Raw genomic sequence first — 12409 nt, forward strand, 5'->3', positions numbered from 1 at the left:
GCGTGAACACCGTCGAACACATTCGCTTCCTGTCGGGAATCACCGTGTTGCAGCTCGGCGACGGGATTGCCGGTTCGGCGGCGGCCGCACTGCTGGCGAGCTTGGGCGCCGACGTCACCAAAGTTGCCGCCGGCAAAGTGGCTGAGCGCACAGGTCCGAGGATCACAACTGCGGCGGGACCCGTTGCCGCCGTGGACGTTACCCTCGATCACGCCAAGCGGGTTGCCCCACCTGACACCGACCTCACGACAATGATCGGCGGACACGACATCGTGATCGTCGATGGTGCCCCCGGTGCGGCACCAGAGGCCGAGAATTGCGTCGTGGTCAGTGTCAGCCCATTCGGTCTGGACGGGCCCCGGTCAACACAGCCGGGCGGCGAGCTCGTCGCCCAAGCCGCCGGTGGGATGCTGGCCACCATCACCGGATCCGACGGCGCTCCGTTGCCTGCACCCGGGTATGTCGCCCTCAAGGCGGCGGGGGCGGTGACCGCGCTGGCGTCTCTGCACGGTCTGGACCGGCGCTACAGCACGCACGATTCAGTGAGCGTTGATGTTTCGGTGCAGGAGGCGGTGGTGTTCACGGCTTCTCTTCCCGAGTGCGCCCACGTCCTGTACTCGTGCCAGGGAAAGGCCGGCAGCGGCCGCTATCTCGCGCCGTCGGGTACGTTCGGCTGCCGCGACGGCTTGGTCCGGATCACCGCGGTGGAAAACCACCAGTGGCGCGGACTGCTAGCGGCGCTCGGCCATCCGGAGTGGGCGATGGGTCTCGACGAAAGGGCTGCCCGCATTGAGCAGGCCGATCTGATCAACCGGCATGTCGCCGAGTGGGCGGCGACGCACGACAAGGAAGCGTGTTCGGCACTGTTGCAGGCCAATGGCGTTCCGTCGACCCCGGTCAATGCACCGGCAGAAATCCTGACTTCACCGCAGTTCGCGTTCCGTGAGGCGCTGTCGTCAACACAGGTCGACGGTGTTGACGTTGCGGTCCTGGATGCCCCGTGGCTGACCACCGCCGGGGGGCGCTTCGATCGCGGCCGCACGGGTCGTCTGACCGATCTGCGCATCGTGGAATTGACCCACGTGTTGGCCGGACCGATCGTCGGCGCGCTGCTGGGCGGGATGGGGGCACGGGTGATGCGCCTGGAAGACCCCGATCGGCTTGATATCTACCGGCGCACTGGACCTTTCGCCGAAGGGAAGCCTGGCGTCGAGCGTGGGGCCTACTTTGCGGTGGCCAACCATTCGAAACAGAGCCTGCTGATCGAGCCTGGCCGCGCCGTTCTGGACGTCGCGACCGCGCTGGCTGACGCCGATGTCCTCATTGAAAATGTCGGTAAGTCACGACTGGCCCGGTTGGACGTGGATCCTGCGAAGATCGCCGGCTCGGGCGGGCTTGTCCTGAGCGTGTCCGGCTTCGGATCTAGCGGTCCCATTGCCGGATATAAGGTGTACGCCAATAATGTTCAGTCCTACGGCGGTCTGGCCGGACTGACCGCCGGCGCGGATGGATCGCCGGCACGACTGGGTACGGTCATCGCGGACCCGCTGTCGTCGGTGGTGGCCGCCACAGTCATAGCCGCGTGGGCCATCGGGCCAGCCCGTGACACCGGCGCTGTGATCGATCTGTCCATGGCCGAGGTCGTCGCCTCCACGGTGGCCGAATTCGTCGCCGCGGCCTCGGTCGACGACCGATCGGTCGCCGACACCGCCGCGCATCGCGAGGTTTACCACGCAGCCGACGGCCGTTGGGTGGCAGTCGAATTCGTAGAGCGCGACGACGGGCGGACCGACGAACTGCCTGCGATGATCGCCGGGACATCGGCTGACGAGGCGGCCGAGCGCTTGCGCGCGATGGGCGTGTCCGCCGCGGCGGTGCAGGCCGCCGAGGAATTGGTGGCCGACCCACATCTGGCCGCACGTGGATTCTTTCCCGAAATCGCCCATCCCGACCCCGACATAGGTACTGCCCGGCTGGTGGGCTTGCCATGGCGGTTCGTCGACCAGGGACCCATACCGCTGGCGCCACCACCGGCTCTGGGCAACGCAAACGTCAGTCAGGAAAGGATGAGCAGTGCCCGCTGACAAATCCACCGACACGACGGCGACCGTGTGGGCGTCGACCTTTGTACCGTCGAAGTCACCCATCCCCGGGTACGGCGAGCAAGGCTACAGTGTCGCCTGGGTAAACACTCCCGATGGTCGACTGCAGGTGCTGGTGTCCGGGCCGCGGCCCGCGCCCGGCACCGTAGGCCGGGTCGTCGAGAAGACCTTCGGTGAAACGAAAACCGCTCTGTTCGAGGCGGATCCGGAATGACGGGCGTCCATGTCGCGGGGATCGGGATAACGGCGTTCGGCAAGCATGGTGACACTGCGTTGGCCGACCTTGGGGTCGCGGCCGCCGAGCGGGCGCTCGCCGATGCCGAACTCGACTATGCCGCTGTCGGCGAGGTCTTCGCATCTTCCTCGATGGCACCGCCGCAGACTGCGCTGAAAGTGGCGCATCGTCTGGGCCGCACCGGAATTCCCGTGACCGCCATCGAAAGCGCCTCAGCGGGAGGCATGGTCGCGTTGCGGCACGCTGTCTGGGCGGTCGCGTCGGGCCGTTGCCGCACGGCGCTGGCGATCGGCTACGAGAAGACGACGGCTCTCGAACCCGGCGGGGTGGTACCGGCTGCGGTCGATTTCTGGGACCGCTTCCCGCCGCAGATTCACTATGCTATCGAGGCCAATCGGTGGCTCCACGAGGCCCAGTGCGGTCCGGACGCAATCGGTGCCGTCGCAGCCAAGTCGTACAACCAAGCACGGCTGAATCCGTTGGCGGCGCGCCGGACCAACGACGAGGTGACCGTCGAGCAGGTGATGTCTGCCCGCATGGTCGCCGAGCCGCTGACGAAGATGATGTGTCACGCCTCGATCGACGGCGGAGCCGCGATCTTGGTGACGGGCGGAGACCAAGCGCGATCGGTGGCGGTCAAGTCGATCGAGCAGACGAGCTGGCCGCAGGATCCGACGTGGCCCGTCACGGGTCCATGTGTCGGCCCTCCGTCTCAGATCACGATGACCGCTCAGCGGGCCTTCGATGCTGCGCAAGTTGTCCCGTCGGATATCGGGGTTGTCTCCCTGCACGACATGTGCGCCAGCGAGGAGATCACCGCGCTCATCGCGATGGGCCTCGCCGACGTCAAGGAAGTGGCTGAGTTCGCCCAATCAGGTGGTCTGGCGTCGGGCGGCCGTTTACCGACGAACACCGACGGCGGTTGCCTTGCTCGTGGCCACGCCTTCGGCGCAACCGGGCTGGCACAGGCCGCTGAGATTGTCAGTCAGCTTCGGGGAGAGGCGGATTCGCGGCAAGTCGCCGATCCTCGGATCGGGCTGGTGCAGGCAATGGGCGGTGGCGGGTCCTGCGTCGTCGCCGTGCTGGGCCGATGATCCCATGACGGTTCTTGATAATCCGGTCCGGTTCTTCGGCGCGGACGCGGTACGAGAACCCTATCCGTTGTATGACCAGATGCGTGCTGTGGCGCCGGTGCATCGCATCGGAAATTCGGCGTTCTACGCGGTGTGCGGTTGGGATGCCGTGATGGAGGCCGTCGAACGGGTCGACGATTTTTCTTCGAACCTCACGGCCACCATGGTCTATCACGACGACGGGACAGTCACACCATTCGAGCTGGGTGCGCCGGGAGATCAATCTCACGTGTTGGCCACCGCGGATGATCCGGTGCACGCGATGCACCGCAAAATCTTGCTACCGCACTTGTCCGCCAAGCGGGTCCGCATCATCGAGGAGTTCGCCGCCGATACCGCTGATCGTTTGTGGGACGAGCATCTGCGTGGCGGTCAAATTGAATGGATGAGCGCTGTGGCCAACCGGCTTCCAATGATGGTGGTGGCCAGGTTGCTAGGTCTGCCCGACGACGACGTCGACGACCTCATTCGCCTCGGCTACGCCACCACGACGTTGCTCGACGGGATTGTCACACCGGCACAGCTCGAGGCGGCGTGGGCTGGGGCAGGCGAACTGTCCACGTACGTGATGGAGCATTTCGATAAGGCGGCCGAGAATTCCGACCACGGTCTCATCAGTGACCTAGCCGCGCGCTGTTCGTCCGGAGAGCTCGAGCAAGCTCTAGCTCTCCGAATTATGCTGACCCTATTCAGCGCCGCCGGTGAATCGACGGCATCGCTTCTGGGGAGCGCGGCATGGATTCTCACCGACCGACCCGAAATCCAAAAGCGGGTTCGTGACAACCCCGAATCCTTAAGCGCCTTCATCGAAGAGGCGCTGCGCTATGAGGCGCCGTTTCGTGGCCACTACCGATACGTAATGCGCGACACCACGCTCGGCGGAGTCGAGGTAGCCGCCGATTCTCATCTGCTGCTGATGTGGGGAGCGGCTAATCGCGATCCGGCCCACTTCGACGCGCCGAATGAGTTTCGCCTCGACCGCGGTAACCCCAAAGGGCACGTGACCTTCGGCAAGGGGGTGCACTTCTGCGTGGGGGCCGCACTGGCGCGATTGGAGGCTCAGATCGTGTTCCGGATGCTGCTGGCGCGCACCAGCTGGATCGAGGCGGCCGACGTCGGCGAGTGGTTGCCCAGCATTCTGGTCCGGCGCCTGAACCGTCTTGAGTTGGCCGTCCGATAAGCCGCGCGGGTGGTCCGTCAGCCGATGGCGCCGCTGTCCTTGAGCGCGATGATCCGGTCCCAATCGTCACCGAGTTCGAGGATCAACTCCTCGGTGTGTTCGGCGAACTCCGGTGATGGACCGAGATGCAAAGGCGTCTCGTCGAACAGCACCGGACTGGCCACCAAATCGAACGGCTCGCCGTCGCGCTCGATTGTGACGATGCCGCCATTGGCGCGCACCTGCGGGTCAGTCGCCACCTCGGCCGTGTTGAGGACCGGGGCCCACTGGCCGTCGAAGTCCGCGAGCACTTTGCGCCAGTGCTCAAGGGGGTGTGTCGCGATGGCGATACGCAGCGCGTCGGTTGCCTCGTGGGCGTTCTCGGTCAGCAGTTCGTGGCTGGCGAATCGCTCGTCGGCGGCGAGTTCGGGAACTCCGACCCGCGCGCAAAAGTCGGCGAAGTACCGGAACGCCTGCAGCATAGACAATCCCAGGAACCGGTTGTCGCTGGTCCGGTAGAAGCCGGTTAGTGGATTGTGCGGCGCTACGTTGGCACCGGCCGGATTGGCCACCCACGGCTGGCCGCTGACAAGCGCGGCGTTGACGGCCACGCCCATCGCCCACACACCGACACCGAGCAGCGAGATGTCCACTGTGCGTGGTACGCCCGTCCGTTCGCGCTCGAATAGCGCTGCGGCGATGCCACCAGCGATCGTCATGCCGCCAAGCGAATCGCCGTACGCGGGGCCCGGTTGCGCGATTACTCCATTGAGGTCACTGGGCGTCGTGCTGGCGGCGCCGGCGGCGCGACTCCAGAATCCCGTCATGTCGTAGCCGCCCCTGGCGCCATCATCGCCGAGCGGACCGTAGGCGCTGCCACGGGCGTAGATGATCTTCGGGTTGACCGCCCGGACGTCGTCGACGTCGATCTTGAGCTTCTTGCGGGCGTCGGGCAGAAAATTGGTGAGAAATACATCGCTGGTCCGTGCAATATCCATCAGCAGCTCGTGCCCGTCCGGCGTTGAAACATCGAGCGCTATTGACCGTTTACCACGGTTGGCGTGCTCCATCACGGGATTGCGCCGGCCTTCCACGGTGATGTTGCCCAGCTGACGCAGGCCGCGCTGCGAGTCGCCGGTGCGAGGGTGCTCAACCTTCAACACATCGGCACCCCAGTCGGCCAGCACAGCACCCGCCGCAGGAACGAACGTCCACTGCGCGACCTCCAGGACGCGCACGCCGTCCATCGGTCCGCTCATCGATGCGCCTCTCAGCGGTAGTTCAGCACGACCGGCAGGTGATCGTGGGTGTGCACTAGCGCGGACGCCCGCGGCACACGCTCGCCGACCACGTGAATGCCGGTGGCGCGCTTGGCGATTTCGTCCAGCAAGAGGCGCGCCTCTCGTCGGGCGAGCGCGGCGCCCATGCAGAAATGTTCACCCACGCCGAATCCAAGGTGACTTGCAGCGTCGTCGCGGGTGATGTCGAACTGCTCGGCGGTCGGTCCCCAATGGTCCTGGTCGCGATTGGCCGATGCATACGCCAGCAACACGCCGTCGCCTTTCCTGACGGTCGCGCCGCGCAGGTTCACATCGTTGGCGGCCTGGCGGGCCATGCTCATCACCGGCGTCCAGTACCGTAGGACCTCCTCGACCGCGTTGGCGCTCAGACTTGGGTCTGCGAACAACTTCTCCGCTTGGTCGGGATGCCCGTCGAGGCAGTCTGCGATTCCCGCGATCAGGCTCTGCGTAGTTTCGCTGCCCGCCGCCAGCAGCGTCAGCGCGTAGATCATCACCTGCGTCTCGTTGAAAGGTTCTCCGTTGACCGTCACCTCCGACAACAGGGTGAGCAGATCGTCTTGTGGATTGTCCTTACGTTCGGCGACCAGACCTAGCAGGTACGGGCCGATGTGTTCGAAAATGAACGCGAGGTCATCGTCACTGGCCATTCCGCTGCCGACGTTCGCGATTGTGGTCGCCCAACCCGCGACCCTGGGCCAATCCTCCTCAGGTACTCCGAGCAGGTAGGCGAAAACATAGACAGGAATGGGCTCGGCGATCCGCTGGATCCAATCGAACTCACCATCCGGCAGGCCCTCGAGGACGTCGTTGACGACTTGGCGTACCCGCGCTTCCATCTTGGCGACCGCCGCCGGCGTGAAACGGACGCCGATGGCCTTGCGATGCTCGCGGTGTTCCGGAGGATCCATGAACATGATGCCGCGGCCCTGGTATCCCTGTGGGTCGCGGCCCTCCCGGTGCGCGATCAGATCCATCATGATGCCGATACGCTCGGACTTGAACTTCTCCGGACGCGCCGAGATGCCCTTGATGTCTTCGTATTTGGTAATAACCCAAAACTTGCCCTCCTCGTACCAGTGCACGGGGTCGGCTTCGCGCAACTGCGCAAATGTCGCGTTCGGGTCGCCGAGGTAGAACGCCGGCTCGTCGAACCGGGCGGCTGCGATCGTCACCATAGAGTGAACAATAGAACATTGAGTGTCAATCTGCGAGCACCGGCCACCTAACCACGCATGCACCCCGCCTGTTGGCAGAAGAACAAAATCTGTTTTATTGTTACACAGTGACCAGCGCCTTATCCCATCTTCGCGTGTGCGACCTGGGCGGCCAGCTGGCCGGGGCCGGTGCGACGAAAATTCTGGCGGCCTTCGGCGCCGAGGTGATTCGGGTCGAGGATCCGGTTACTCGCGGGATGTGGGACGCACTGCGCGGCGTGGGCCCGTTTGTCGACGATCGCAGGGGGGTCAACCTGGGCGGAGGTTTCAACAACCACAACGTGGGCAAGCTCGGCGTAACCATCAACCTGCGCGTCGACGCCGGTAAGGACCTGCTCCGCGAGCTGATCGCGGTGTCCGACATCGTGTGTGAGAATTTCGCGGCCGGCGTGCTGACCAGAATGGGCTTCGGCTACGACGAGCTGCGACGAATCAAACCGGACATCGTCTACGTGTCGAATTGCGGCTTCGGCCACACCGGTCCGTATCGAGATTTCAAGACCTGGGGCCCGATCGTGCAAGCCCTGAGCGGGCTCACGTTCACAGCCGGGCTGCCCGGCAGGGAACCCGCGGGATGGGGCTTCTCCTACATGGACCACATCGCGGCGTACTACATGGTCGTCGCGATTCTGGCGGCGGTACACCACCGCGAACGCACCGGCGAAGGCCGGCATGTCGATTTGGCGACGGTGCCGGCCGGCATCGCTATGCTGCCCACCGAGGTGCTCGACTGGACCGTGAACAAGCGGCGCGCACGCTCAACCGGGAGTCCCCACGGCAATCGCGCCGACTTTGGTGAGATGGCCCCGCACGGGATCTACCCGTGCCTGGGTGAGGACCGCTGGATCGCCATCGCTTGCCGCGACGATCGCGATGTCGCGGTGCTTGCCAAAGTCGTTGACAAACCGGAACTGACCGCCGACCGGTTCGCGACACTCGAGCAGCGGCTCCGCGCCGCCGACGAGCTCGATGAATTGCTCAGCGCGTGCACCCGGACGCGCGAGGCCCCTCTCCTGGCAAGCGAACTCACCGCTGCGGGAGTTCCCGCCAGCGTTGTCAAGTCGCCCCGTGAACGCATCGACGAAGATCCCGACCTAGCGGACTGGGGTCTCTTCCCGGCCGTGGAGCACCCAGAGATCGGGACGGTGCGGGTCGAGGGGCTGCCGCTGCGAATGTCGGCCTCGCCGTGGAATGTCACGCGGGCGGCGCCCTGCCTCGGCGAACACAACCGCGAGGTGCTGGGCGGATTGCTCGGTCACAGCGGTCAGGAACTGGACGAACTGACGAAGCAGGGTGTGATCTGAACGCACTAGCCGGAATTCGCGTCGTCGAGATCAGCGACCAGTTCACGCCCGTTGGTGGGCGGGTACTCGCCGAACTCGGCGCCGACGTGATTGTCGTTGAACCTCCGACCGGATCTCCACACCGGTCGCGGCCACCGTTTGCGCTCGAGGTTCCCGGGCCCGATGCCAGCCTGCGGTGGTGGGGCGGAAATGCCGGAAAGCGCTCGGTGACAATTGATCTCGACACTCCGCAGGGAGTAACTGCGCTGCAGCGCCTGATAGCAGGCGCCGACATTGCAATTTCGGGGGCCGGGCCGGTGGGCGATGGCCCGCTTGGCTACGTCAAGACCGCCGCCGATAACCCGTCGTTGATCTGGGTGGCGGTCAGCCCGTTCGGCCTGAACAGTGCGCGAGCCGACCAACCGGTCACCGACCTCACCATGCTCGCCGGAGGGGGTCCGGTGTGGAACTGCGGCTACGACGATCATTCGCTGCCACCGGTCCGCGGTGCCGGCGAGCAATCCGCAAACCTGGCCGGAATGTACTGCGCGATCGGAGCATTGGTTGCGCTTGCCCATCGCGACCAGACCGGAGAAGGGCAGCTGGTCGACGTCAGCGTCAACGCTGCCTGCAATGTCAGTTCCGAGCAGGTGACCTACCACTGGCTGGTCAACAACGAGACATGCGTCCGACAGACCGGTCGGCATGCATACTTCACACCGAGTCAGCGGACCCAAGTTCTGTGCGCAGACGGCGCGTACGCCACCACCGGCGTGCTGCCCCGGAAACCACACGAGTTCGCCAACCTGCTGGCGTGGCTCACCGAGCTCGATCTGCTCGACGAGTTGCCCGAGGCCGTGTTCCTGGAGCTGGCCGCCTCCCGCGACGCGCCGGTGGACATCGCGCAGATCGGCGCCGACGACGAAACCACCGCAATCCTGACGGCGGCCCGCGAGGCGCTCACCCTGATCGCGTCGCGATTGCCAGCCAAGGCGTACTTCCTGGAAAGCCAGCGCCGCGGGTTTCCGGCCGGAGCGCTGCTGTCACCTGACGAGGCATTCGAGGACGAACACGTCGCTGCCCGTGGGTTCAAGGTGCCGGTGCGCCACCCGGAGTTCGGGGAAACGTTCAATTACCCGGGCACACCGTATGTGTTCAGTGCCGCACCGACGACGGCCCTGACTCGCCCGCCTCTTGTTGGCGAACACAACGCACTGCTCGACGAAATTGTCGACGACGCCCCATGAGCGGCGGCCACCGACTCGCTCACATCGGACTATGTGTCAGTGACATTGGCCGGTCAGTCGGATTCTATTGCGAGGCTCTCGGATTCGATGAGGTCAGTCGAATGCACGTCGAAGGGCCTGAGACAGCACAACTGCTAGACGTGCCCGGACTGGTGCTTGACCTTGTTTACCTGCAGAGGGACGGATTCCGCCTCGAGTTGCTGAGTTACGCGGCGCCAGGGGTTCACGGCAATGTCGAGCCGCGGCAGATGAATGCGGTGGGATTCAGCCATCTGTCGTTTCGCGTCGACGACCCAGACGACCTCATCGCGCGGATCGAGCGCTCCGGGGGGCGGGCACGACCCGAACGGACGGTGACATTCGAAGGTGGCAACCGCGGCCTGATGGCCACCGACCCCGACGGCAACTGGCTGGAGTTGATTGAGCGCCGCCCTAGACAGTGATCAACTGATCACAAAACGTTCGATTGTTCAGCCAAATGATAGAGTCATGGCTGTGCCGGCCACCAGTGAGCTGATGTATTCGCCGTTCTCTAAGGCGATCTTCGACAATCCGTACCCCGTCTACCGGCGACTGCGCGACGAGGCACCGGTCTACCGGGATCCCGAGGACCGCTGGTGGGTGCTGTCCAGATTCGACGACGTCTCACGGGCACTCCGGGACTGGGAGACCTTCTCGTCCAAGCTTGGTCCGGCACCGGAGAATCCCGATAACGACGGCCGCAAATACTCCGTAATCTCGATGGACCCCCCTCGCCACGACCGTATTCGCGGCGTCCTCAAGGGCTTCTTCACACCAAAAGCGGTCGCCGCGATGGAGTCCGCCCTGCAATCGGTGGTCAACACTCATCTTGACCGGCTGCGCCCCGGAACCACCGTCGACGCCATGGAGGCCTTCGCGTTCTCGGTTCCCACCGACGTGATCGGCGACCTGCTCGGCGTGCCGCACGGCGATCGTGCGCGGCTGCGCGTCTGGTGGGAGGCCTTCCTGACGCGCGAGGAAGGCGAAGTGGTCATGCCGGCCAAGGCCATCGAAGCGAATCGGATGATCAGCCAGTACATCGGCGACCTCATCGAACGGCGCCGCACCGAACCCGGGGACGATTTGATCAGCATCATGCTGCAGGCCACCTTCGACGACCCCGAGGCCGGCGGTGAGCGCTCGTTGACCGCGCACGAGGTGCTCATGTTCTGCAACCTGCTTTCGGCCGCGGGGTCGGAAACCACTCAGAAATTGATCTCCAACGGCTTGGTCGCCCTCGCGGAGCATCCCGACCAGTGGCAGCGAATTATCAAAGACCGCAACCTTATTCCTGTCGCCGTCAACGAGGCACTTCGTTATGACACCCCGAGTCATTGGGTGGCCCGCACGCTGACGCGGCCCATCGAGCGGCACGGTGTCACCATGAACGCCGGAGACTGGGTGCTGCTGCTCCTGGGCAGCGCGAACCGGGATGAACGTCGATACAAAGACCCTGACCGTTTCATCATTGGGCGGCCTCGCGGCACCGACGTCTATTTCGGCTGGGGAATCCACATCTGTCTTGGGCAGTGGCTGGCGCGCCGGGAGGCGCAACTGGTGTTCGAGTACATCGCCAAGAAATTCCCGAACTACGGCATCGGGGCGCTCGAGCGGGTGCTCACCGCGACGGTGCGCGGCTACACCCGCGTGGAGATGACCCTGCGCTGACCATGGACATCGCGTTCACCGACGAGCAGCAACTGCTGCAGGACACCGCCACTCGGCTGGGGGAGAGCCTCGCCGTCACCGGCCCCGAACAACTACCTACCGATGCGGCGCTCGACGCACAGTGGCGCCAGGTTGTGGAACTTGGTGTGCCGACGCTGCGCTCGCCTGCCCTGTGCGGACTCGCGGCCAGCGGCGTGGAAACCGCCATCGTCATCGAGCAGCTGGCACGAGCCCTCAGCGCCGTACCGGTGATAGGCCAAGCGGTGCTGGCCACCGAGCTTTTAGAGGCTGCCAGTGCCGAGGACGAACTGCAGCTCGTCGCGGACGGAAGCCTGCGGGTGGCGCCGGTGCTGACGATGGACTTGGCGGGATTCGCAGCGGCGAATCAGCCTGGAGTGGCATTCGACGCGGCAGGTGCTACCCACGCACTACTATCGGTCCGAACGGATGGTCGACGCAAGCTCGTCTGCGCGCCGCTGGATGGTGATAAGGCGGCTGCCCTCGACCTGACCCGCGTGTTGCACCGCACGCCAGCCGATTTGGCGGCTTCGGCAGTCGCGACCGGGGAGCCCATCAGTGATGAGCGTTGGCTGCGGGTGGAGTCGCTGGCCATGACCGCGTTCGCCGCCGACCTTGTCGGCGTCATGCAAGGCGCGCTCGATGATGCGGTGCGCTACGCCGGCGAACGCGCGCAGTTCGGAGTCAAGATCGGCTCATTCCAGGCGGTGGGGCATCTGCTCGCGGATGCCCTGGTACAAGTGGAAGGCGCCCGCAGCTGTCTGTGGCACGCCGCGTGGGCGATCGACCAACTGCCGGTTGAGGAGGCGCGGTTGGCAGCGATGACGGCGAAGGCATACGCTGCCGCGGCGGGCCGCGAGGTGGTGGAGACGAACATTCAGGTGTTCGGCGGCATTGCGATCACGTGGGAGCACATCTCGCATCTGCGGCTGCGTCGTACGCTGCTGGACCGGCGCTTATTCGGTGACGAGGTGGTTCACTATGACGCCATCGCGGCGATGCGGTTGGCCAACCGGGAGTTGGCGTAG

The 12409-nt window shown here is 65.0% G+C and carries 11 protein-coding genes; 9 read left to right on the forward strand and 2 right to left on the reverse strand.

The features are described 5' to 3' along the window. Positions 1-2 precede the first annotated feature (2 nt). Genes AC5Y30_RS17270 through AC5Y30_RS17285 form a run of 4 tightly spaced genes read left to right on the forward strand, consistent with a single transcriptional unit; the run spans position 3 to position 4650 of the window. Positions 3-2084 carry a CoA transferase gene (locus AC5Y30_RS17270; protein WP_499919896.1) on the forward strand — a complete coding sequence of 694 codons (2082 nt, stop codon included), beginning with the start codon at positions 3-5 and terminating at the stop codon, positions 2082-2084. Beyond that, the gene (locus AC5Y30_RS17275) at positions 2074-2316 is read left to right on the forward strand and encodes a hypothetical protein (protein ID WP_499919897.1); all 243 of its coding nucleotides are present in this window, start codon (positions 2074-2076) and stop codon (positions 2314-2316) included. Before AC5Y30_RS17270 ends, AC5Y30_RS17275 begins: the two co-directional genes overlap by 11 nt. Next, on the forward strand, positions 2313-3431 hold the full coding sequence (locus AC5Y30_RS17280) for a thiolase family protein (protein WP_499919898.1): 1119 nt from the start codon (positions 2313-2315) through the stop codon (positions 3429-3431). Before AC5Y30_RS17275 ends, AC5Y30_RS17280 begins: the two co-directional genes overlap by 4 nt. Before the next feature lie 4 nt (positions 3432-3435). Beyond that, positions 3436-4650, forward strand: coding sequence for a cytochrome P450 (locus AC5Y30_RS17285; RefSeq protein WP_499919899.1), 1215 nt, complete (start codon positions 3436-3438; stop codon positions 4648-4650). Between the two features lie 17 nt (positions 4651-4667). On the opposite strand, the gene AC5Y30_RS17290 is transcribed toward AC5Y30_RS17285, so the two are convergent. After that, positions 4668-5888, reverse strand: coding sequence for a CaiB/BaiF CoA transferase family protein (locus AC5Y30_RS17290; protein ID WP_499919900.1), 1221 nt, complete (start codon positions 5886-5888; stop codon positions 4668-4670). An 11-nt stretch (positions 5889-5899) separates the two neighbouring features. Next, positions 5900-7105 (reverse strand): cytochrome P450, encoded by a 1206-nt coding sequence (locus AC5Y30_RS17295; RefSeq protein ID WP_499919901.1) that lies wholly within the window; start codon positions 7103-7105, stop codon positions 5900-5902. Positions 7106-7212: 107 nt separating this feature from the next. Here AC5Y30_RS17295 and AC5Y30_RS17300 point away from each other — a divergent pair, with 107 nt between their 5' ends. Genes AC5Y30_RS17300 through AC5Y30_RS17320 form a run of 5 tightly spaced genes read left to right on the forward strand, consistent with a single transcriptional unit; the run spans position 7213 to position 12409 of the window. Continuing rightward, complete coding sequence (locus AC5Y30_RS17300; RefSeq protein WP_499919902.1) at positions 7213-8448, forward strand: CaiB/BaiF CoA transferase family protein; 1236 nt, start codon at positions 7213-7215, stop codon at positions 8446-8448. A gap of 29 nt (positions 8449-8477) precedes the next feature. Next, positions 8478-9674 carry a CoA transferase gene (locus AC5Y30_RS17305; RefSeq protein ID WP_499920206.1) on the forward strand — a complete coding sequence of 399 codons (1197 nt, stop codon included), beginning with the start codon at positions 8478-8480 and terminating at the stop codon, positions 9672-9674. Next, positions 9671-10117 carry a VOC family protein gene (locus AC5Y30_RS17310; RefSeq protein ID WP_499919903.1) on the forward strand — a complete coding sequence of 149 codons (447 nt, stop codon included), beginning with the start codon at positions 9671-9673 and terminating at the stop codon, positions 10115-10117. The genes AC5Y30_RS17305 and AC5Y30_RS17310 overlap by 4 nt, the downstream gene beginning before the upstream one ends. Before the next feature lie 46 nt (positions 10118-10163). After that, positions 10164-11363 carry a cytochrome P450 gene (locus AC5Y30_RS17315; RefSeq protein ID WP_499919904.1) on the forward strand — a complete coding sequence of 400 codons (1200 nt, stop codon included), beginning with the start codon at positions 10164-10166 and terminating at the stop codon, positions 11361-11363. Positions 11364-11365: 2 nt separating this feature from the next. Then, positions 11366-12409: an acyl-CoA dehydrogenase family protein gene (locus AC5Y30_RS17320; protein ID WP_499919905.1), complete on the forward strand. Its 1044-nt coding sequence runs from the start codon at positions 11366-11368 to the stop codon at positions 12407-12409.

The organism is Mycobacterium sp. NGS27, assembly GCF_059813005.1.

Coding starts and splice junctions, on each gene's coding strand:
- AC5Y30_RS17280 (WP_499919898.1), top strand. CDS start 2,313: ATGACGGGCGTCCATGTCGCGGGGATCGGGATAACGGCGTTCGGCAAG.
- AC5Y30_RS17285 (WP_499919899.1), top strand. CDS start 3,436: ATGACGGTTCTTGATAATCCGGTCCGGTTCTTCGGCGCGGACGCGGTA.
- AC5Y30_RS17290 (WP_499919900.1), bottom strand. CDS start 5,888: ATGAGCGGACCGATGGACGGCGTGCGCGTCCTGGAGGTCGCGCAGTGG.
- AC5Y30_RS17295 (WP_499919901.1), bottom strand. CDS start 7,105: ATGGTGACGATCGCAGCCGCCCGGTTCGACGAGCCGGCGTTCTACCTC.
- AC5Y30_RS17310 (WP_499919903.1), top strand. CDS start 9,671: ATGAGCGGCGGCCACCGACTCGCTCACATCGGACTATGTGTCAGTGAC.
- AC5Y30_RS17315 (WP_499919904.1), top strand. CDS start 10,164: ATGGCTGTGCCGGCCACCAGTGAGCTGATGTATTCGCCGTTCTCTAAG.
- AC5Y30_RS17320 (WP_499919905.1), top strand. CDS start 11,366: ATGGACATCGCGTTCACCGACGAGCAGCAACTGCTGCAGGACACCGCC.